This window comes from Butyrivibrio sp. AE2032 (genome assembly GCF_000702965.1).
This window is the reverse complement of sequence record NZ_JNLF01000003.1, coordinates 1,740,031-1,763,577: the sequence shown is the minus strand read 5'-3', so window position 1 is coordinate 1,763,577 and position 23,547 is coordinate 1,740,031. Positions and strand designations below refer to the sequence as shown.

At 44.6% G+C, this 23,547-nt stretch carries 16 protein-coding genes; all 16 read right to left on the bottom strand.

Going from position 1 to position 23,547, the window contains the following annotated elements:
* Nucleotides 1–7 precede the first annotated feature (7 nt).
* Nucleotides 8–2,278: a hypothetical protein gene (locus tag BO18_RS09800; RefSeq protein WP_034445752.1), complete on the bottom strand. Its 2,271-nt coding sequence runs from the start codon at nt 2,276–2,278 to the stop codon at nt 8–10.
* Nucleotides 2,275–6,522 (bottom strand): RHS repeat protein, encoded by a 4,248-nt coding sequence (locus BO18_RS09795; protein ID WP_034445750.1) that lies wholly within the window; start codon nt 6,520–6,522, stop codon nt 2,275–2,277. The genes BO18_RS09800 and BO18_RS09795 overlap by 4 nt, the downstream gene beginning before the upstream one ends.
* Nucleotides 6,519–8,504, bottom strand: a complete 1,986-nt coding sequence (locus BO18_RS09790) for a DUF4422 domain-containing protein (protein WP_034445748.1) — start codon at nt 8,502–8,504, stop codon at nt 6,519–6,521. The genes BO18_RS09795 and BO18_RS09790 overlap by 4 nt, the downstream gene beginning before the upstream one ends.
* The gene (locus BO18_RS09785; RefSeq protein ID WP_034445746.1) at nt 8,497–9,246 is read right to left on the bottom strand and encodes an ABC transporter ATP-binding protein; all 750 of its coding nucleotides are present in this window, start codon (nt 9,244–9,246) and stop codon (nt 8,497–8,499) included. Before BO18_RS09785 ends, BO18_RS09790 begins: the two co-directional genes overlap by 8 nt.
* Before the next feature lies 1 nt (nt 9,247).
* A complete protein-coding gene (locus BO18_RS09780) occupies nt 9,248–10,240 on the bottom strand; it encodes an ABC transporter permease (RefSeq protein ID WP_242856544.1) in 993 nt (330 codons plus the stop codon).
* 140 nt (nt 10,241–10,380) lie between these two features.
* Complete coding sequence (locus BO18_RS09775) at nt 10,381–11,460, bottom strand: glycosyltransferase (protein ID WP_034445744.1); 1,080 nt, start codon at nt 11,458–11,460, stop codon at nt 10,381–10,383.
* Between the two features lie 15 nt (nt 11,461–11,475).
* Entirely contained in the window at nt 11,476–12,663 is a 1,188-nt protein-coding gene (locus BO18_RS09770; protein ID WP_051688629.1) for a glycosyltransferase, read from the bottom strand.
* Nucleotides 12,602–13,594, bottom strand: a complete 993-nt coding sequence (locus BO18_RS09765; protein ID WP_034445741.1) for a glycosyltransferase family 2 protein — start codon at nt 13,592–13,594, stop codon at nt 12,602–12,604. Before BO18_RS09765 ends, BO18_RS09770 begins: the two co-directional genes overlap by 62 nt.
* A complete protein-coding gene (locus tag BO18_RS09760; protein ID WP_185752394.1) occupies nt 13,591–14,199 on the bottom strand; it encodes a hypothetical protein in 609 nt (202 codons plus the stop codon). The genes BO18_RS09765 and BO18_RS09760 overlap by 4 nt, the downstream gene beginning before the upstream one ends.
* A gap of 32 nt (nt 14,200–14,231) precedes the next feature.
* Nucleotides 14,232–15,932, bottom strand: a complete 1,701-nt coding sequence (locus tag BO18_RS09755; RefSeq protein WP_034445737.1) for a glycosyltransferase family 39 protein — start codon at nt 15,930–15,932, stop codon at nt 14,232–14,234.
* 113 nt (nt 15,933–16,045) lie between these two features.
* Nucleotides 16,046–16,660, bottom strand: a complete 615-nt coding sequence (locus BO18_RS09750) for a hypothetical protein (RefSeq protein WP_034445735.1) — start codon at nt 16,658–16,660, stop codon at nt 16,046–16,048.
* 189 nt (nt 16,661–16,849) lie between these two features.
* The gene (locus tag BO18_RS09745; protein ID WP_034445733.1) at nt 16,850–18,436 is read right to left on the bottom strand and encodes a hypothetical protein; all 1,587 of its coding nucleotides are present in this window, start codon (nt 18,434–18,436) and stop codon (nt 16,850–16,852) included.
* Nucleotides 18,433–19,728 carry a hypothetical protein gene (locus BO18_RS09740; RefSeq protein WP_185752393.1) on the bottom strand — a complete coding sequence of 432 codons (1,296 nt, stop codon included), beginning with the start codon at nt 19,726–19,728 and terminating at the stop codon, nt 18,433–18,435. The genes BO18_RS09745 and BO18_RS09740 overlap by 4 nt, the downstream gene beginning before the upstream one ends.
* 176 nt (nt 19,729–19,904) lie before the next feature.
* A complete protein-coding gene (locus tag BO18_RS09735; RefSeq protein WP_034445729.1) occupies nt 19,905–21,113 on the bottom strand; it encodes a polysaccharide biosynthesis protein in 1,209 nt (402 codons plus the stop codon).
* A 439-nt stretch (nt 21,114–21,552) separates the two neighbouring features.
* On the bottom strand, nt 21,553–22,563 hold the full coding sequence (gene pseB / locus BO18_RS09730) for a UDP-N-acetylglucosamine 4,6-dehydratase (inverting) (RefSeq protein ID WP_034445727.1): 1,011 nt from the start codon (nt 22,561–22,563) through the stop codon (nt 21,553–21,555).
* An 85-nt stretch (nt 22,564–22,648) separates the two neighbouring features.
* The gene (locus tag BO18_RS09725; RefSeq protein WP_034445725.1) at nt 22,649–23,509 is read right to left on the bottom strand and encodes an MBL fold metallo-hydrolase; all 861 of its coding nucleotides are present in this window, start codon (nt 23,507–23,509) and stop codon (nt 22,649–22,651) included.
* Nucleotides 23,510–23,547: the final 38 nt, after the last annotated feature.

Sequence of the window (23,547 nt, the reverse complement as noted above, 5' to 3'; positions counted from 1 at the left end):
ATGTACGTTAATCAAGTCGCTGCCATGCTATTCTTTCTACTTCCAGGGCATTATCTCCCTTCATAAACAGCAAAAACTCGTATCCTCTCCCATTTCCCTCAAAGTTCATCTGGCATTTCAACTGCCCGTTCTCGTCAAACATTTCCTCAGTAATGTCGATATCTGCTATGATGTTTTTTCCCCAGTAGGAGCTGATTCGGATATTTCCAAGTATTTCTTTTGCATCAGAGCTGCTCTTTGTTTCAGCAGGCTTCTTTAGGTTGTAAGTCACCTGGTAGTGTCCTGGATACAGATCCAGGAAGGGACCAAATACCAGGGATCTTCCCTCTCCCTCAACAAGCATGCCTCCATCTTCGAGACTCTTAAGTCCGTTGATGGACGCTGCCTTCTTAAGGTCAATGTCATGAACCTTGCTGTTAACTGAGGTAAATGCGTAGCCTTCCCCTTCAAGAAGTGCCCTTACGCTCTCATCATTCGTGTAAATGGCATCGTAAGGTGATATCTGAAGATAGGCATAGCCTGCTCTTGAGAGACAGTTGAGATCATCATCTGCATCCACTATCAGGGTAGTATTTCTTTTCCTGGAAAGGTCCTCTCCGTCATAAAAAGACCTGTCGATGGCTGCAAACTGCTTCTTGTAAGCCTCAGGATATCTGTCCATATATACTTTCCCCTTTGAATGGGCTGTTATGTCCGTTATTATCTCTGCTTCTCCGGCTATGCAGTCCAAAAGTCCCCTGTAAACCCGGTCCACCATGCTGTCCACCGCAAGAAATCCTACCAGCATGAATAACACTGAAGTAACCGTAAGAAGCAGGTACTTTTTACTGATGGTTTTTTCCAGGGCGTCCCCGGCTATAAGCTTACTGAAAAACCAGATAAAAGCCGCAAATACCAGCAGCGACACCAGTGATATGGCGTAGACCAGAACGCCGTCTATGACTGTCTTTCCATCAGTCATACCAAAGCCGTTAAATATGGTCCTGTAATAAGAGAAAACTGTGGGAAGGAAGGCACAAAATACTGCTATGCCAATGGCCAGCGCCAGAAGCTGGGTTGATCTGAACTTCCTAGTCACTGGGTCCCCAAGCCACTTTGTCATGGTGGCATCTTCGTTTTTCTCTTTGGTTTCCATAAAGGCAAAGGGCATCACCAGCAGGATGTTGTAGTTTAGCTCAACAAAGTGCTGCTCGCTTACACTGTCCAGGGCAATCAGCAGCATTGCAAAAGCCATTCGCCTGTTGCCGGCTCTTAAAACTCTGTCACTCATCCATGACCAAATCAGCGCCACAAAAAGAGCTGTGACAAGTCCATACCTGATAAGGAGCTGCAGGTAGGAACTGTCTATAAAAGTATACTCAAGGGCCTTAAAGGTGCTCCATCCGTTTCCCGACATTTCAAAAAAGGTCCCGAAGGGCTTTATTCCCCACTCTTCCAGCATTTTAGCTGCAGGGGCAAGCCTGTTCTGAGAAAGTTCGTTATACCAAAGGGCAAAAGAGTTCTCGGATTTATAAAGGGTAACCATTATTATCATAAAAACTAAAAGCACCGGGAAAGAAAACCGGACGATCCAGTTTGCGGTCCTCTCAAGCCAGTCATATCCCGGGCCGCTCTTTTCCAGCCTGTCCTCCAGGATCTTAAACAAGATGAATCCAAGGAATGTGACAGACAGAACTGTAGCTGTCCTGGATCCGGCCTCAAAGGCCGAGATTATAAGAACAAGTCCTCCCGGAATAAGGAACAGCACATCGGGGATGTTCTTTAAGTAAACCCAGGAAAGCAGCAGAAGGAACAGTAGGGCACTTGCCATCTCAGTGTGGAAGCAGCTTCCCCAGGCGCTGTTAACAAGCCCGTCAGCATTTACCAGATTAAGTATCGCTCCGCTAAAGGAAGCAAACAGCATAGGAAACACCACCATTGCCGAGGGGATAAGAAATGCAGCCAGAATTTTCTTGTAATTTATCCCAACCAGTCCCACGGTGAAAAGAGCTATGAACAGCATGAACTCATATCCCGTGTTGTAGCTTACTATGCAGTAGACTGCTGCCAGAGGAATGCTCATCCACTTGTAGCTGTAGTTTCCAAGGAGGATAATCTTAACCGCAGAAACAGCTGTCAGGCTGATCATCAGCACCTTAAGTACTTCCTGGGGCAAATGAATCATAAAGGTTGTGGTGCTGATGGCAGTATTAAACACATAGACTGCCAGTCCCAAAAGGATGACAATATCCAGGGCATTTATGAACTTATCTCTGTCAAAGCTTTTTTCTTTTGTCATAGCTGGTTTCCGTCAACGTCTTTTCTTATGGCTTCTGTGGTATTTCTGTCTCTGTCAAAGGTCCTGTGGATCTCGTAAACTCCCGAGGTGTTGTTTATAGGTTTTCCGTCAACATCATAGAAATACTCCGCAGTGCAGTTCCTTACTGCGTCATACTCCCTGGTGGTGATTGCATAGCCGGAAGTGTTAAGTACGGGATTTCCCTCAGCGTCAATATAGGTTACCTTAGCGAGATTTCCGTATTTGTCGTATTCCCTTAACTGTCCTGAGGTTCCGTTACTGTGAACTGTTATCTTTCCTTCTGTGTCGTAATATTCCTCCCGGGTCATGCGCCTTTTGGTGTACTCCCTGCGGATTTCCGAGAACTGGCTGGTGTTAAGCACAGGATTGCCGTCCACATCGAAGTATTTCTCACAGGTGGTGATCCAGTGTTCATCATAGCTGTATGCTATGGCTGATATCCCGGAAGTGTTGGCCACACTTTCACCCTCAGTATCTGCATAGGAAAGATACGTAGTCATGTTGTACTCATCGTATTCTCTCAAGGCCTGAGCAATGCCTGACGTGTTAAGCACCGGATTGCCATTAATATCGTAATAACTTTCGCACACATTTCGATTATTGCTGTCGTATTCCCTTACAACACTGGCGATACCTGAGGTACTGGCCTTTACCCTTCCTTTCTCATCTATATATGTATCTTTATAATTTCTTTTCTTGGAGTCGTATTCCCTTAATACTCCTGCGTATCCTGAAGTATTCAGTACGATATTTCCTTCCGTATCGTAGTATTGCTCCTTTATGGCGTAGTTCTCACTGTTGTAAGTCCTTGAGATGGAAGCAATCTTACCGCTGTTAAGGACAGGCTCTCCGTCGTCGTCCAGATAGGTGGACTTTATGGGATTTCCTGAAGAATCTCTGTCGGTTTTTAAGGCATAGTATCCGCCGGTGCAGGTCATCTTGTTTCCATTTTCATCATGATAGGACTCCAGGATTACTCTGCCCTGTTCATCCCTCTCATACCTGATCTCAAAAAATCCTGAAAGGCTGGCGTAAGGCTCCCCATCAGTACCAAAGTACCGCTCTGATATTACTCTTTTATTCTCGTCATATTCTCTTTCCAGGGCAGCGATGCCACTGCTGTTGCAGATAGGCTCGCCTTTTGTATCGTAATACTCCTCCCTGATTACAAGCTTATCATCATTATAGAATCTCTTCAGAACTGCATAGTCGCTCTTTATCAGTACAGGTTTACCCTTCTGATCGAAATATGAAAAGACAACACGGTTTCCCTTATCATCATACTCATACTTGACCTTGGAATACCCGGATACCAGGTTCTGGGGCTTATCCTCAGTATCAAAGTATTCCTCCTCTATGACGCTTCCCTGCCTGTTGTAGCTGTAACGGATCCCGGAATAACCTCCATTTATGATCATCCTCTCCCCATCGCCGTCATAGTACCTCGTACCATAGACTCTGCCCCTGAGGTCATAGTCTCTTTCTATGGCACTGTAGCCCTCATTCATTGTATATGGGGTGCTGTCATTATTGTAATATGCCTCTCTCAGAGCATGGCCATACACATCGCTCCTGCTGACCGTAATATAGTCCGGAGTCTCCAAAAGAGCCAAATCCGAAACCTTCAGCACATTCTCTTCCAGGGCAAGGATATTTATCTCATAATCCCTTGTTATGCCCCCTGATGAAAAAGGCAGCTGCGCCAGGAGCTGTCCCCTGTCGTCAAACTCCCCAAGCTTTATATCCCTGGCATTTACCACTCCATCATCATTTTTCCTGCAGACCTTGAGTGTAGCTATTACCACATCCTTGGGAATCTTGCTGTAGGCACCCCTGTCTATGGATAGAGCGCAGTTAAGGGTATACTTGCCCTTCTGTATTATCATTTCGGGACTGTCAATGACAGAACCCTCCTGCCCCTGTAGCAGAAGCGCTCCCTCCTCTGTCATATCGAGGCCATTAATATAAGCAAGATGTTCAACACTAATCTTCTGTTCATAAAAATAATATCTGTACCAGCTGTAGCCCTGATCCTTGAGCCCCTCTATTACGCCGGCGTCATTTGAATAGGCCATGACGCTGTCAGACAGTTCTGTAACCTGATACCCAGCGTCAAATAGCTCCTTGTAGTTATAAAGGCTGCCTTTTTTGAATATGACTGTGGTATTGCTGCAGGGATCAAAGCCCCCGTCTCTTGTTCCTGCATAAGAAATACCACCTGCTGCGATATGGAACAGAGCCGGTCTGTCCACTGTATATACCTTCCCAGTTGCACACTCTGTCACCAGCCTTACTGCCACCAGATACTCACTTACAAGATATGTGTACTGTCCGAACACCGATGAAAAAGCAATAGTAATTACCGTCAGCAAAAGAGCCGGTGCCAGAGCCAGGAAATATCCGCTGAGGTTCTTAGCTCTTTTAACCGAACTTATTGTGTAATATAAGCAGATGTAGATGATAAGGAATATCACAAAGAGGATGATTCCCTCTGTGACGCCATTCCAGCAGTTATTTATGGAAAAGAATGTGTCCAGCACGCTGTACAAGTAGTTGTAGAAAAGCAGATAAATTAAGTCAGCCAAAAGGACAGCTGCAGCATCTATATGCTCTGAATCAGTCTTCAGCGCCACGGGCAGAGTGGTGCAAATATTAGCATTTCTTCTACTGAGCGATCCGGAGATTGCCACTGCGTTTAACGTCACCATAAGAGCGAAAAAAAATGCCTTAATTGCTGACTGGCCAATACTCCACTGATGAACACGAAGAAGGTAGTAGATCCCTTTCCATAAAGGAGCACCAAACCTGATCATAAAAGCTCCCAGTATCACATAGGCCGGAACTACTACAATCGAAGGAATCCTGGGTATATTAAAGGCCCCGGCACCTCCGAAGTTCGGGTTTTCTGTCTTCCGTGAATCCTCAGCCGATATATCTTTTGCATCACAATCATAAGCAAATCTACTGATCCGGGAGATCCCGAAGGCCAAAAGCAGCATAAGGAACACATGGTAGTGAACCAGTGTCACTACAAATACAGCAAAAGGACCTATCGTCCATAGGAAGATATGTCTTTTCCCCTTCTTTAGAATATTTGAGAAGGAAACCAAGAAAGGGAATATGCACATGAGCCCCATCATAATCCCACCCTGGCCAAGGATGATTGCGATAGAATTACTAAAGCCCCTATATCCTATTTCTTCAGGGGTAAACTGGTTGATATAGTCGTTATTCTGGTAACCGCCTCCGAATACCGGACTATTAAAGAATGCCCTGAAACCTATCTTGAAATCCAAAATGTGTGCGTAGATTGATCCGCTGTTTTCTGCATCATAGGTCATGATCTTCTTTTCATAGTAAAGAAAAGCCACAGCAGCGGCCACAAGAAGGATTGCAGGGATAATATAGAATTTCTTGTTCTTAATTACGCTGAGCTGTATGGCTTTAAGTCCCCAGGCTGCCGCCATTATCATCATTCCCATGGTAGTTTGGGAAGACAGTAACGTCAGAGAAAGAAGCAGCGCCTTATAATACCTGTACTTATCATCCTCTCCTCTCAGGAACAATTCGGTAAACAGTGCCGTCACCAAAGGAACTGAAAACAGCAGCGGTTCAACAAATATTCCATAGTTCCTAAGGAGCGGAATATCTGCTATCTGCCATGCTGTTCCATTATGTATAGTGACAAGATTATAGAAATTAACCGACACCTGGTTAGTAGACCACTTGGAATAGACGGTGTCTGAGGGCATGGAAGCCCCATTAAGAATTCCTGACAGGAAAACAATCAGGTTAAAGAAGCTATAGACACATACAACATCGGAGTGCTTATAAAAAAGTTCAAAAGGTTCCCCAGCTTTTTGCTTGAACCACATAAGGATCAGGAACAGCGGCAGGACCACCATGAAGTTCTTAACAAAATCCCACTTGATCCAATCCTCTGCTGCTTTTGACACATTTACGCCATAGAAGATTGCAGCATACCCCAATATGGCTCCAATTGGCGCAAGATGACCAAAAACTTCCTTCTTACTGACGGGATACGCCACGAAATGCAGCGCCACATCCACAGCCAACACCGCGATGATGACACCATAAAAGAACACTGCCATATCTGCAACAAAGGGATTCTGGTAGATCTCTAAATACAGCGAACTGCACTCAAGTATAGTAGCCACAATAAGGACATATTCTATTGGCCTTATAAGCTTCTTAACATTCATTTATTTCTTATATCCTTTATAACTTTCTTCACCATTTCCTGACGCTTAGACCCCTTTGGCAGGGCTGTATCAATGGCATTTCGAAGCGGACTTCCCATAGGGAAAAGCTTATCTGCAAAGGCCTGCTCACCGGTCTTATGAGCCGCGATATATTCGTTGTTGAGCTGGCTGAAATAAACTCTCTTTACTATCTTCTTCTCTTTCTTAAAGATAGAAGAATAGGACATATCAAGCAGATGTTCCTCATAGAAAGGGGTACGTTTTGCACAGCTTAGGTACTCTTTAACCACCAGCAGCTTGGAGTCCCTGATAACCTGATGCATTCCTCGAAGATTTACAAGTATGGGATCCTCGGCACCTTTATCGTATTCTTCAGGAATGTACTCCGTTATGGCATAGTAGTCAGGCTCCAGCGGTAGAAAGGCATTATACCCCTGGGAAACAGGCTTAATTCCACCCTCGTACACCAGATTGAAAGCCTCTGTGGTGGTAAGCTGGCTGTCATAATTGGTCTTTTCCAGAAGTTTATCCACCACCTTATCAAGGCTGTATTCTCTCCTGGCCTCCTCCAGGTCGTAGGCAATAATATCCGATGAGAAGCATGCATATGGGTCCTGTATTCCAAGCCTTGACGCCATCTTCTCTCCATATCCTTGAATATAGCCATTGACCATAGCCACATAGTTAAGGTCATAGGTGGCCAAAACTGCTCCACCACTATGCCCCATCAGCTCACCAAGATCCTTCTTGCACAGCATGGTGTCGCTGATATAGATAGCTCTATCATATTCCTTCAGTATAAAAGGCAGCATCAGGGCATAATATCTCTCCTTATGCTTTACATTCACATGCTTCCTAAGCTCAAGTCTTCCGATTTCATTCTTGGGATTGTATGCCCTTACAGACACATTTTCATGTCCATTTCCCATGGAAACCAGCGCACTAAGCTCTTGGGCCAGAAGATGATTTCTCCACTTATCAACGTTATTCCCGGAATATAGCAGAATAAAGTCAAGGTTATTTCCAATCTTACAGTTCTCGATTATGGACTGCATAGTAGCTGCAACTTTATGAGCATTTATATCTGAAACCGCAAAAGCTATCGGAATATTATTATTGCTAAAGGCAGGCTTAAGGGGCTCTGTCTTGGCAGTATCTCCAAACACTATCAGCTGTGTTTCCTTTATTTTACAGCTGCTTTCTTTCATCTTATGATATACAAATATGCTAAAGAACCACTCGCCGGCATAACCTGTGTTTCTATTGGTAAGTGGGCTATTGTGGGTCCTGTCACATCTATCCTCAAACTCAAAGAGCATTGGGAAGGCATATTCACAAAACTCGTTGAAAAGGGCCTTCTTCATAACAAAACAATTAAAGCCCCTGAAGTTAAGCTGGTTCATATAATCCAGAGCATCCTGATAGTACTCAGGGTTGTGTTTCCGGATCAGTTCCAGAATAAGATCAAACTCACGATCCTTTAGGTAAGAGGCATGGTACCTTAGCCAAAATTGCCTTACATTCTTAATTCTGTTGTCTTTACAATCATGCTTCACCACATCGTGCTCCATTGGAACAACCATGTCAGCATCACCAATGAAGCGTCTTATCTGCTCCTCACTGTCAAGACCGGCCTCTCTTTCCGTTGCAGGGGTAAGACCATCAAAATTCACCTGACGAAGTCCTGAAGTGCTAAGTCTCTTTTCCGTAAATGACAAAAAGCGCCTGTAGTGGCAAAGGCCGTAATAGTCACAGTCCTGATTCTTCCATGCCCAGTAAATGACCGAATACTCACTAAAATGCCTGTTAAGCTTCGAAATATTATCCCCGGTATCATCACCCGGCATATCTACGTTATCTCTTTTATCAAAAACTGCCCCTCCCCTAACATTCACAAAAAGCGGATTGTCAATGGTCTGATTGTTGCTTCCGGCAGTATGTGATACAAAAATCTTTATTGTTTTATCTGTAGTATCAGACATCTTCCCCTCGCATCATGAATTCTGCATATCTGTCAAGTATGGGCTCAGGCTCCCCAATATCCTTTATCTCTCCGTCATGGAGCCAAAGCACCCTGTTACAAAGTTCTTTTAACGTAGCTATATCGTGAGATACGATGACAACTGTTCTGCTGTCGTCAAGGATCAGTTCCCGCATCTTGTTCATGCTCTTTTGTCGGAATCTCTCGTCGCCGACGCTGAGCACCTCGTCCACCAGCATGATATCTGTCTCCAGCATGGCCGTTATGGCAAAGGCCAACTTGGAGTGCATTCCACTTGAATATGTCCGGACAGGGCGGTCTATAAAGTCCCCTATCTCCGCGAATTCCACGATGGACTCCATCCGCTCCTGTACCTCTTTTTCAGAGAATCCTAGAAGAAGTCCAGAGAGCATAACATTGGCCCTTCCTGTAAGTTCCTGCTTAAATCCCACTCCCAGCGCCATCAGAGATACAGAATGGCCATGCAGATCTATTGTTCCGGAGTTTGGTGAAAAAACACCCGCCATGGAACGAAGGAGTGTCGATTTACCACTTCCGTTCTTGCCTATTATGCCAAGAATTCCACCCTCTTCCACTTCAAAGGAAACGTTCTTTACTGCCTCAAAAACTTCGTTTCGCTGTTTCTTTTTGAAGAGTGTCTTTCTGATTGATGTGTTGTTCAGGATCCTATAGCTGATACTGACATTATTAACTTCTATAGCATTCTGTTTTGTACTCGCCATATCAGATCACCTTCACATAGGAATTCTCGTTGCTGTACACCGTGAAGACTCCAAGAGAAATCAGCACCAGAGAAACGATGAGCCAAAGCACCATTGTGCTGATATCCGGTGCAGTCCTGTACAACAGGGCATTTCTCATAACAGACATTACATACGCCACCGGATTAAAGGTCTCCAGGATGATGCCGTAGGGTTCAGGTACCTGATTAGACAGGGAATAGAACACACCTGTCAGATACATCATCATCTGCAGCAAAATGCCTGTGATATAGCCCAGATCACTCACAAACACCCCATAGTGCATCATGATGGAGCTGACGCCGAAGGTGAAAAGGAATAACAGCACAAATGCAGGGATCGACCACAACACATTTATACTGATCGGTACCCTGAAGAAGATCATCATAAGGATTATCACTCCAAAGGACACCAGCATTTTAAAAAAGTAAGAAAACATCTTTGACAACAGCAAAATGTACTTAGGCATATACACCTTTGTGACAATATCCTTGTTCCATCTGACTATATCTACGCTTGCTGAGAGACTCCTGGAGAAGAAACTCCACATGGATATCCCCACAAAGACAAACACAGTGAAGTAATCCTCCGATGCATGGAATACCACGCCAAATATCAGCGTATATATCAGCATTGAGCATACAGGCTCAATAAGCCACCACATCCAGTTAAGGTAGGACGTTGCAACTTCTGCCTGAAGATCCGCCTTGGCTGACCAGATGGCATAGGGCAGATACTTTCTGATATCCTTGAAAAATCTGCCAATATACCTTACAAATCCACCAATAGTAATGATATCCTCCGTAAGAAGGCATACTACAAAGGGCATAAGGAATCCAAGAACGCACCCAAGTCCCATATACTTAAGTCTGTAACTGGTGGTCATTCCCACAAAATCAAGATGCTTTATCCCTCTGAAATACGACACAAGATAAGTAACAGAATTAATCAGTGCCAAATACACAAAGAAAAGCAAAATCAACTTTCCTCGATCAACCTCGCCGTGACGTAAGCACATATGAATAATCAAAGAGAAAACAGCCGGAACTACAAGCATTGCGACTGATAGAACAACTATCATTGATTGGCCCTACCTTAATCATGCGATTTATAATTTTATCTATATTGTAATTTAAATAATAATCTTAAAAGTCTGACATTCTTTGCCTTACATGCCATTGTGGCTATTACCAGTTTAGGCTCAAGGGTTAATAAATGAATACCATCAAACGCCTGCTTATATGGCATAGATTCTATAGTGGTTCTTATTTCCTGATCTATTTGCGTCTTTGTTTTGGGATTCTGCGGATTCAGGAAATAAAGTCTTAAGCTAATGACAAAACTTTTTATTATACGTGCATATAAAGCCTGTTTAAAAAGTGAATCTTCTCCTCTGTCCATCCCCATTTCATCTATTTGTTCTTTTAGGTAGTTGAACACCTGAATATCCTGCTGTACACGATCTTCGCGATAGCTATTGGTTATAGATGTTGCTTCAACCTGATAGTGATAGAGTGGAGTCGGGATATAGGAAATGTTTTTCGCCATACCAAAAGTCTTGAAATTAAAGCACATATCGTCAAGGACTTTTAACTGAGCCGGAAATGTAAGATGGTTTGATCCAAGAAAGGACCTGCGATATAGCTTATCCCAAGGTGCAGCCAGGGGAACGTTTCTTTTGAAGGGTATTTTTCCTGCTGTTGCTGCCATGTAGGGATATAGTATCTGCCTCTGCATGGAACGAATATCCTGTTCATCTACGGAAACGAAGCCACTTCCGGCATGTCCCCAGTATTCGCGCTTTTCTATACCCCCTTCATGCTTTTCTCTATATGCGTCGAAAAGAACTATATCTGCATTAGTTTGATCACCCTGAGCATAGGCCACCTCAAGGTATTTCCTATCGATAAAATCGTCCGGATCAATAAACGCAATAAATTTGCCGGAAGCCTTCGCTAGACCAGCGTTTCTGGCTGCTGCCGGCCCGGCATTTGTCTGATGTATAACGGTTACGAAGTCATAGTTCTTTGCATAGTTATCGCACATTTTCCCGGACTCATCAGGTGAGCCATCATCTACAAGGATGATCTCATACTCTCCCTTAGGCATAGACTGCTCCAGGAGAGTCTTCATGCACCTGTCCAGATATTTTTCTGCGTTATATACGGGAACTACGATCGAAACCTTATATTCCATAAAAGCACACTCTTATTATGTCGTAATGTGTTGGTGCGAAGATATAGACGCCGCTAGAATTGCCTCAGCCAGAGCCTTGGGGTCGCCGCGCTTCACGAAGATGTGATTGGCGTCCTCTGAAAAAAGTTCGCGGTTAGCCCTGGTGTCGCCGAGGATCATGGGCTTATTCATGGCATCATAAATGAATGCTTTGCCGGGAATGGTCCTGGCAGCCTTGTCTATGTATAAGTTGAAGTGACCTGCTATGCACAAGTCCGCCTCTTCAATCTTCTTGGCAAGTCTCTCCTGCGAAAGCCATTTGATGAGCCTTACGTTGGGATTGTCAGCTGCCTCTTTGATGACCTTGCTGGGAATTCCGCGAGGGCCGCCTACGAAAGTGCACACGATGTCACGTCCGATATGCGACGCAGAACTGTCTGTCTCGAAGTCATCATCTTCATGCCCAGCGTAGACACCATCTCCAGCCACCAGATTAAATGCTTCAAGCACCACATCAGTGCCCTGAAGAGGAAGTCCGGTGCCAAAATACAGCACATTATAAATCTTGTCATCTGAAGGGACGCTTTCCCCCAGACATTTAGCCTTATAAATTCCCTCATCCGCTTCCAAATAAAGAGTTTCAAACTTTTCCTTCTTTGCTCCGCAAAGAGAAGTCAAAAACTCAGCATTAGCACTTGTGTCAGTGAGTACCAGGTCTGCGCTTTCAATGACCTGTTTATCAAGCTTACGGAGATAATCGGCAACCCACCAGCCATCCCTGAAAAGCTTCCGATCCAAAATCACGGTATCGTACAAAGAAAGGAACATATCCGCCACCAGTACTGGCTTTTTCTGATCATTCGAGGCCTCAACCTCCAAACAACCGGCATCAACTGTCCTGACACCTCCAGCAGCCACGCCACCATTTGCCCCTGCGACACCAGTTCTTCCAACTGCCTTTAACAATTTCCCCCACAGCAGCTGTGGTAAAAATCCCGCAACTACCACGTCGACTCCGGAAAAGTCGATCTCATCCATCCTCTTTCTAAGTTCCATAGCCCTTTTTAGGGGATTGCCCTTTTCAGAGGAATAGACCCGGACAGAGGAAGCCTCTTTTTCCAGGATCCGCTTGATCTGGGTTACTCTTATATATGAACTGTTTTTAACGGTAATAAATACGACATTCTTCCCTCTTATGAGGTTCTGAAAGCTTGACTCCGTCATAATATTGCTTCCTTGTGTGGTATTGAACATCCTGGAGGATCTTGCGGTTAGCGCAGATAGTATCTCCGAGGATTCCTATCATGACGCATACAAATCCGATGATGATCAGAGTGCATGCAAGGATTAGGGACTGAATGTGTCCCGCTCCTCCAATGGTAATGAAAAAGTACAAAAACCTGATCCAGATAATGAGTCCCGGAATTGTTGGGAAAATGGACAGGAACAAAAACGCCTTTAAGGGCTTGTACACCAGATATGCCCTAAGGATTGTCAGCATAGAAGTCCTGACATAAGACAACATAGTCTTTGCAAGACGACTTGGCCTTAAGGCATTATTAGTATCAATCGGGACGCTGACAATCGGAATCTTCTCCCTTCCCGCCTGAACAATGGTCTCAAGAGTATAGGTGTAGTCGTTGACAACATTCAGTCGAAGAGCTGCCTCTCTTGAAAAAGCCCTGAATCCGCTAGGAGCATCAGGGATATCCGTGTTCGATGCCTGCCTGACAGCCCAGCTACCGATTCTCTGGAGCTTTTTCTTTAACCAGGAAAAATCCTCCGTATCGGCAATAGGTCTTTCTCCAATGACAATATCTGCTCTCTGTTCCAGTATGGGCTGAACGAGCCTTTCTATGTCTTTCCCCTGGTACTGGTTATCAGCGTCAGTGTTCACGATGATATCGGCGCCGTTCTCCAGCGCCACGTCAATGCCTGCCATAAAGCCCTTTGCAAGACCCTTGTTCTGGGTAAAGTTGACGATGTAGTTAACTCCCCAGTCACGGGCCACTGAAGTGGTCTTGTCAGAGCTTCCATCATTTATAACCAGATATTCTATTTCATCTATCCCAACAATCTCGCGAGGAAGATCATCAAGGGTCTTCCTTAAGGTCTCCTCCTCATTGAAGCAGGGAATCTGAATAATCAATTTCATTTATTCTCTTCAGCCTTCTTCTCTTCGGTCTTTGAGTCCTCAGTCTTAACTTCCTCAGCCTTTGCTTCCTCAGCCTTTGCTTCCTCAGTTTTCTGATCGTCTTTGCCTTTAACTGCTATGACGATTGAAACAGCAATGATGGCTACAACCAGTATACCAATAACAATCTTCCAGATAAGAGCATTTCTCTCTGCCCTCTGCTGCCTTACGAAAGCTTCAGCTGTAGCTGCATCCTGCTTTTCCTGCTGTTCAAGTTCCTCAGCAGCTGCTTCAGCCGCCTCCTGAGCCTGTGCCTGTGCTGAAGCAAATGCATCCTGAGATATTGCATCTGACGGAATATAAAGAGTTTCGCCCTTGTAAAATATCTCGTACCATCCATCATTTTCAGAAATCATATAAACTGAGTCCCCTGCAGCAAAAGACGCTTTCTTTTCACTGGAAGCATCCGGCGAAACATAAGCATCTGCATCCCCTGCCAGGCCGATTATCTGTCCGGAAACCACGTTTGTCTCTGTACTAAAATCCACCGCCTCCTCAGCAAAAGAGGTAACTGCAGTCCCAAAGCCTATTACCGCCACAAGACCTGCCAAAGCAACACTTTTCATAATCCTGCTCATCAACTTTTTCATAACTTCAATCATGGGTTATAGTAGAGGTCAAAGTGCCCTACCTCCCATTTCTCCTTATAAATTTTCTCTATATCCCCCTCGAAGCCGCTCTCCCTGGGCGCCACGAGGATAATATCACCGGTAAGAGCCTCCGCCACATCGACCCCGGTTGTAACATCCACAACCGTGATAGGCAGGTCTCTGTTGGCGAACTGCACCGTCTCAATATAGGGATTTCCTCCCTCATATAAGTGTACCACGTTTTTGTATGGAAATTCATCATGAATCTCCCGAATCTTCTCCCCCATTGTAAGGTCCAGGTAGCTATTTGGCTGATAAGGAAAGATGAAATGGTCGCAGGCATTGATTCCAAGCGCTATCTGCACCAGCAAAACCAGTGAAAGCAGCATTTCAAGCTTTTTCTTCCAGGCAATATAAGTAAGCACAAACACCAATAGCGTCAGCCCTACAGAAAGGGCTGTCTCCTTCAGGAAAAAAGCTGTCGTATCAATCAAGGGCTTTTCCAAAAGGTAGCTCATCCCTATCATGGTAAATCCATGAGGATTGTTCATTTGCACGTCATTAGTCCTTATGGCCTGCAACGCCACAGCTCCAAACACCAAATAGGTTAAAAGGACTATCGTCAGTTTTAAGAAAGGTCGCTTCCCTTCAGTCATTTCCAGAAGCCCCGTAGCTATAAGGATTGGCAAGAAGAAATCCACGTATCTTCCATGAAGGAAGTTATCAAGCCTGTCCTCCCAGGGAGCAGAAGCACCATTTAGGAATATCAGAGCCACAAGAAATTCAAAAATAACTGCAAAACAAATATATATCCAAAGGTAATCCACCCAGTCAGAGTTCTTTTGTCTGATAGCTTTAAAGCCGAACAAAGCTCTTTTCACAATAAGGCAGATTCCGTAATAGGCGATTCCATAAGTTGCAAGGCCAAGGTACAGCGCCTTGCCACAGAAGTCCTTCAAAAGGAAGACTAATCCCTGAAGTTTCAGGATCTTGCCAATCCTGTAGGCCAGTCCCGAGTAGTCGTTCCAGGACATCATATGGTCAGAGGTATTGTGGTAGAGAAATGCCACAACCCTGTCTTTTAAAATAAATGTTCCTGCGAAAAGAAATATCACAAGTATCAGGATCATCCAGAACTTCTTAAGTTTCTTTTCACCAGTCCGATTTCCTAGTGTCAGGCGGATTAGGAAAGTGATAACCAGTGCACCTATGATGCCGATGCAGCGCATATGCACAAGGTAAAGGTAAACCGATAGAAGTATAAGGGCGATTCCTGTGGAAACTGCAGGTTTTTTCAAAAACCGCAACATCAGGTAGATCATCAGGATAAAGCCAAAGTAGAGAAATGCTTCAGTCATGGTAGTCTGGGTGTAGAAGCACCAGGCTGGGTATAGGGCAGCCACTGAAGTTGCGATCATCAAGGCATTCTTTTTTACATCAGAAAAAAGCTCCTTTAGGATCTGGTAAAGAAGCGGAAATGCGGCGATCTGAAAGATCAGGTTGAGGATAACTGCCATCCTGTATGTGATTATTGGATCATGGAACAAAAAAAGAACCGGCGCAAGGAGTATGCCGTAACCATAGGAATAATAAGGGCCAAGCCCTGTGATCTGAGACCAGTCATACCCCAAAATGGCCGCAGCCACTGACCAGTATCCGAATTCATCCGGAAATGCCGAAAACCCAAAAATACCAATAATTCCATACATGCACAGACTGACAGCTATGCAGATCCCCAATAACAAAAATATGTTGTTCTTAAAAAAGAAGAAGCAGCCACTAAAGGACTGCTTCTTGCTTTTATCTTTGGTTTTAATTTGCATTAGTAAGCGATTACTGCGTATGCTGCAAGTCCACCAGTGATAGGGAATGTAACAGTGTTAGGATTTGTATCTGTATCCTGAAGAATCTCTGTTGCTCCACCTGGAAGAACCTTTACAACTGCGAGTGTTCTGCCGTTAGCATTCTTAACACCAACTGTTGTAGGAACAGAAGCGCCTGCTGGAAGATCTGAGAACTTGCCAGCTGTCATCTTACCAAAGTCGATGTTGAGAGCGCCAAGAACTGTTGCACCAACAGAAGCAGCTGCACCGTTGAATGATGCGAATACTGCAGGGCTCTTAGCTGCTGTAATAGCGTAAGCTCTTACGAAAGGCTTCTCGTTACCAGCCATACCAAGGTTAGCCTTGATAGTAGCAGATGCCTGTCTAACAGCTACACCAGCAAGTGCTGAAGATGCAGGGATTGAGAATGCGCCAGCTACATCAGATGTGATAACTGTGCCGCCAACTGAAACAGGAGCTGCGTCCTTGATTTCTTCTGCAGCTGCAGAAGTAGCTGCTTCCTGCTGATCTGTTGCTCCTGCAACGATAGGCATAGCCAGAAGAGTTGCTGCAAGAACTGTTGCAAGTACTTTCTTGAATAACTTGTTGTTCATAACATTATCTCCCTTCATAATTATGATGGTTTTGTTTTTTTGTCTCGGTAGGTAGCTAACCTTTTAAGTCCGAAACTATTTCTATTTTACAACTTATAAACGATACTTCAATACCCCCTTAGGCAAATTTATACTTTTTTTATTTTTAATTACGTTTACATTTTCGTGCTTACTCAGTATATATGCGGTTTATGGCTGTTTTGCCAGTTTCCCAAAAAACAAGGTGTCATCTGCATTTTCAGACACATATGTGGATCCGGCAGTATATTCAATCCATTCCTGATTATCCGTAGTATTCATTGTTCCTAGATTATCTGCGACATTTCGTATATTTGAGTCAGCAGAATTCCTGGCAGTCAGGATAAAATCCCCCACTCCTGAGTACATGCCGATGAGGGTTGCAATGACCAGCGCCGCGTAGATAAAGCGAGCGGTGTTGCAACGATGCCCCGCGACAAAGCTACGCTCCGGGCCATCCAACAGGGTTTCCAACACGTAAGTCATCAGCATGAAAAGAGGTATGATCGAACCTCTGAGCATAAAGTCCCTTGTGGGGCCAATCTTAATCAGCGGAATGAAAACTAGCCATATAATGATTGTCAGGAACATGTAGTCTCGGCGGTTTCCGTGCCAGATAAGAACTGCGTATATTCCAACCTCGAGGATATAGAAGATCACCAGCACTGCAAGGGTGTATGGTAAAGTCTTGCCATCAAGGAGATATAAGGATATCAGCGAGGCACCAGAAAGCGCTCCATTGCATGTGTAGTAAGCGAAGAATATAGGTAGTATGGCCAGTACTGCAAAGATGTTGCTAGTGCTGAAAAATCCTTTAAATCTGCGCTTAACTGCATCTGCCAATAAAAGTGGCACGAATCCCAGAGCCGCAAAGGGCGAGTACGGGATCAGGAGCATGAGTAGAAGAACGTAGTTTCCGATGTTTTCATGTCCGAATTTTTTATCACACCAGTTCAGATCTCCATGGAGCAGCTTACCACTTACCCCTTCACCAATATTGTTCCTAGCCGAACTCTCATTCATCTTCCGCTCATACAGGAACAACCCTGCGACGATCCAGGATGGAACAGCCTGATTGAACACCCACTCCAGCAGTGCATTGTTGGGCGTGTACTGGAACTGGGACCAACCATAGATGGAATTCAGGTCCATGGTGCCCTTCCCTTTCAGGAACACCAACAGCTGTCCTACCACATTCAGTCCGCCCCAAAGAATAAAAACAAGGGGAATTAGTGTGGTTTTGAGGTCTCCGCATCTCACCTTGAAGTGGCCAACCAATAGCAACTGCACAAGCAGCACTCCCAGCTCGCTCCAGGCGAAAAGCGCCATGTTTGCCGCATTCCAGCCAGCAAGTTTACCTACAAGAGCAGGAATCATCCAGTAGCAAAGATAGTAAGACAGTCCTCCACCCGTTTCGTAGACAACAGGCCATGGGTAGTTTATCAGGTCATGTAACACTGCGTTTCTGGCTTGCCAGTCGGGGCGTTGCCATACAAAGCCTCCGATACCGCTCATATACACCCACGCAAGGGATATGACCAGCATTAGTGCCAATTGTCCTATCGGTATTTCGATAAAATCATCTTTAGATTTATTTTGCTTAGCGGAAAAGAACAGAGAAAGAACTAGCGCAGCAGAAAGTGGCACAGCAAAGTAAAGCTTAAGCCACCCCAAAAAGAAAAAAATAACCGGGAGAATTAAGTATAAGTATGCTATAAGCGCCACTTTATTTAAGCTAATTCTCAGTTTCGTTTTCATACTATTATCTTTTCATCCTCTTTTGAACGATTCAAAACAATCACAGTACCCAAGAATATCCACATGATGTATCCGTAATTGGTCCTCAGTGTCTGGTTATAAAGTGTTGTTATCAGAAATGCAATTGCTGTCAAAACCATCAAAAAAGCCTCTGGATGCTTCTTTTTCATGCCAGCGATTCCTATGACTAGCAGATATATCCACATCGACGAGAATACAATAACTCCCGCAATTCCAGTCTCGATGTAAAGAAAACAGAGAAGAAAACTTGCGTAACCAAGCCTTTCATTCTTCAGGTAAAAGTCGCTCTGCAACCAGGACTTTGTCGAGTAATCTGCACTTCCCAGCCCAAGCCCTGTTACAATAGCCAATTTATTAGCTGCTCCGGTCTTTTCTTTTGCGAAATCCAATATCGGCCCTGTCATAGCTCCAATCTGGTCCTTACGCCCAATTGCATGGTAGTTAGTAGCATCATGCGCTTCCCCCATGATGCTCCAAAATCCTGAAGGCCCAAAGAAATGATCTGTATACGGATACATTTTCCCCATTACAACAATTGCCACAGCAGCCATTGCAACCAGTACCGGGATAAGTATTATGGTTCTTTTCAAATCAAACGACGCCACCAAATAAATCAGGAACAGGGCTACTATTTCAAAGAACCAAGCGCGTATCTCGCTCATGGCAGCATTACATGTCATCCAGGCCATATGTACCAGAAACAAAAGAACAGGCATTTCCCTTTTGTAGAGTTTGTATAAAATAACACAGGAATTGATAAGCAGAAGTGCGTGAAGGCTGGATGAATCTGCCATTTTCACCCCAAATATCCCATTCAGATAATCCCACCTGATATTGAAAAAGAAGAACTCGATCAGGGTTGCGATGAAATGGATAACGATTGCTACATTAAATCCCATAAAGAGCAGATCCATATCCTCTTTCTCCAGGATCATAACGCAGTCAAAGAGTAAAAGGAACATACGGAAGTAGGTACGAAGCCCCCAAAGATAGGTAACAAGCCCCGGTGTGAAGATAATCGCACCAACTGTTCCTATTAAAGTAAAGGCTGTTATCCAGATAACAAATGGTTTTAAATCCTGTTCCAAAATGCGCTTTGGTCCCTTAGTTGCTAGCGCCCACGCGAATAATACCACGCAAAATAGATTTCCCAGGTGAACAATTGGTATTCCAAAAAGAATCTCTTTCAGCCCCTGTGAGAAAGATAATATAACTATTGTTATAAAAAGCAAGTATTTAGGAAGCTTTTCCCCTTTGTCCCCAACCCTCATATGGCATCCTCTCATTAGTAAGTGATAATACGGATTGTTCCGCGCTATGCGCTCCCACAATCCTTCGAAACATTCGCCCCTCCCCCCACTTTTCCTCATGTTTCGGCGGGCCATAAAGTCTTTCATCCACTGGCATGCAAGCATGCCGTGGCCTCAGACTTTCGCCCCTAGTATTATCACATCTTCGAATCCAAGCTCTTTCCGGTCTCGATGTGCTCAAAGTTAGGAAGATAGTCCCCAATGATACCAACAACTTCTTCCTTGGTAGTAGTCTCTTTTGCAAAGGTCTCGTCCAGTTTATTCAAAAGAGCTGTGAGCCTTTCCTTATCAGGTATTGGCTTACCGGTAATGACCCCAAGGGATGAATGGCGAACCATATCTGAAGTCTCGGTATCAGTCACAAATTCCTCGAAAGGCTTCTCACCGGAAGTATCGGAAACAAAGAAATGCACAGGATAGTGCTTGTCCCCTGCCTTAAGGGCTTCAGCCTTATCTATAGCCTCCTGATCGGATCCGCACTCCAAAACCTCGTAGCCGTGGAACTGGAGTAGTTCTCTTGCTATAGCATCAAAGGTCATCATCTGAGCCTCTTCAAGCTTCGGGAAAAAGATCTCTCTGTTAGCCCCCAGCATACAGGAAAGCATGCAAATCTGGCCGGATTCCTCCGGGGAAACAAAATATCTTTTAACATCAGAGGGAGCTGACAGAGGCTGGAGCTTCTGGATTCTCTGAAGGAAACCTGCAGGCAGGGATCCATTAGAAAAAGCCACATTAGCGAATCTGGCAGTCTTTACAGGGAAGCTGTCGGAATAGCTAAAGATCAGATCCTCCATGATACGCTTTGATGCGCCCATGATGTTTACAGGGTTTGCAGCCTTATCTGTAGAAACGCAGAAGTACTCCTCCGGTGGAAACTCCTTCAAGAGCTCCAGCAGCTTTTTTGCATGAAGCACATTATTCTGGATCAGGGCTTCTACTGAATAAATGTCTTTTTCTGACCGAACATGCTTATGAGCAGAGAAATTGCCCACAATATCGAAGCCTCCACGGTTCCTGAACATCTTTTCAAAAACCTCGGACGCAAAATCCATAGGATATGGTACATAATCGTCAGGCACGAACATGCCCTTTGTGGAGCGAAGGTCACGGGTCAGCTCTGCCAGAGCATTTTCATTTATATCAACAACCACAAGACTCCTTGGCTTAAAAGGAAGCAGCGCCTTAATAAAGGAAGAACCGATTGAGCCTGCCCCTCCGATCACAAGAACGGATTTGCCCTGGATCTTGCCTGTCAGCGCCTGTCTGTTGGCCTCAATGTCCGGAAGGAACATGGAGCTTGGTCTTTTAGTTACATAGGTGGAAATAAAACTGTCTAGATTGATCATTAGAACCCCCTCGTTTATGTAGAAATTTCCCAACAACTTATTTTAACACCCCGTGTGTACTACATCAAATGGGCATTTTGATAATGGAAAAGGTGGTGTACCGCCAGAACCGAACGGTCCCGGCACGTACGTGAGAAGAATCCCGATTCCACTTTTATATTAGATATGTATAAATATCAACGTTTTTGCGCTCGCCCAAGCGCAGTAGATACTCTATCAAATGATATTGTTTCCGTCTATTGGACAAATTAGCCGAAATAAAATGCATTAAAAAAGAGCGCATAAAAATGCACTCTTTTTATCGCCATATGATCTATAAAGAAAAATATAATCAACCAAATCACGGTAATATTTGTTTGATTGCACACAATTATAAACAAAATATAGTTAATATGCACAATCCCGCCACGAGCCCGTTCGAACTCCCCGGCCTGAATCCTTAGTGAATCTCCACCTCAGATAGCCTTCTTCTGATGTCCTCTACACTCATCCAAACGCTGTTATTTCCTGAGCTGTAGTAGAAGCCTTCCTCTACGCGTTTTCCGCCCTCTGCAGGAACAAGCTCATGAGAGAATGAAACCTGAGGATAAACGATATAATGCTTATCGTACTCATATGTGAAAAGAGAATCCTCTTTTGTTACCATAACTTCATCAAGCTTCTCGCCTGGTCTAATTCCAACTTCCTTGGTTGCAATTCCTGGGCACATAGCCTCAGCCAGATCCTTAATATAGAAAGAAGGGATCTTACTGATGAAAGTCTCGCCGCCCTTTGCCTCGGCAAGAGCCTTAAGTACAAGCTCAACGCCTTCAGGAAGGCTGATCCAGAATCTGGTCATACGGTAGTCAGTGATCGGAAGCTCTTTTTCCCCGTTCTCAAGAAGTGTCTTAAAGAAAGGAATGATGGAACCTCTGCTGCCTGCCACGTTTCCATAGCGAACAACCGAGAAGTTGATATCCTTTGAACCAGCGTAGGAATTAGCTGCGATAAAGAGCTTATCGGAAACCATCTTGGTTGCACCGTAGAGGTTAACCGGATCAACAGCCTTATCAGTTGAAAGGGCAACAACCTTTTTTACCCCAGTGTTAAGAGCTGCATTGATCACGTTCTGAGCGCCGTTGATATTGGTCTTGATGGCCTCGTCAGGGTTGTACTCGCAAGCCGGAACCTGCTTAAGAGCTGCAGCATGAACGATATAATCCACGCCCTCGCATGCTCTCTCAAGTCTTGCCTCATCCCTTACATCGCCGATAAAGAAGCGCATCTGCTTGGCATGATCCTTATAAACCTGCTCACCTGCCATGGTGAACTGCTTGAACTCATCCCTGGAAAAAACGATGACCTTCTTGGGATTGTAGTTCTTCAAAATATATTCAGTGAAGCAGTGACCAAAAGAGCCTGTTCCTCCGGTCACCAGAATCGTCTTGTTATCAATAAGTTCTCTGTTCATCTAAAACTCCTTGTACCATAGTTTTTCAGCTCACTCCATTATACAAATATGTGGGTGATTTGTAAAATTAAGGCGCATCATCAGCTTAAAGCAGCACTACATCCCCTTCTTTGGCAAGGCGTATTGCTTTTCCGTGGCTGGCTGCCTTGATCTCCTCCCCCATGGCGTCAAGAAAGGCGTCGGTATGGTTTGGAGCGTGATGGATTAGGAGCATCTCCTTTGGGTGAGCCAGTTCAAAAAGCTCTAGGGCCTTCTCCCAGGAGGAATGGCCAAAGCCCTTACACTTCTCGTACTCCTTGGCATTATACTGAGCATCGTAAAGCACCAGGTCTGCCCCTTCTGAGAATTTAGCCAGCTGGGCAAAAATGTGGCCGTCGTCCTTTGAACTTACCACATCCCCAACGTAGGGCTTGTCGTGCTCAAAGTCTGTTGCATAAACTATTATCTTTCCGTTCGCAGAGAGCTTGAAGATGCTTGATCCGCCCGGATGGAAGGATTCCATGGCACTGACCTCCACAGCCCCTATATGGAAAAGAGCTTTCTCCGATATTCCACAAAACTCCAATTTTACAGGATAAAAATCCATTGTGATGGGCCAAAGAGGCCTCTTTATATATAGATCCAGCTGCTCATGCATTGTAAGACCTTCACGGGTTGCTCCGTACACCGAGATCTCTTTTCCCCGGCTGTTCCCAAGAAACATTGGAAGGCCCAAAATATGATCGATGTGGGAGTGACTTATAAGAAGGGAAAGTCTCTTTTCCCCGACATCTGGCATGTTCTGAATTCCGGTTCCTGCATCCAGGATGATGGCTTCGCTCCCTGTCTCAACAAGGTAGCTGGATGTTGCGTGGCCATACTTTGCTGTAGACTCCCCCGAGATTGCCATAGATCCTCTGGTTCCCAGAACCGTTAATTTAAATGTGTAATCTTTTTCTGTCCCCATTTTTCCAAACCTTTCTATTGCAAATACTCCTTATATTC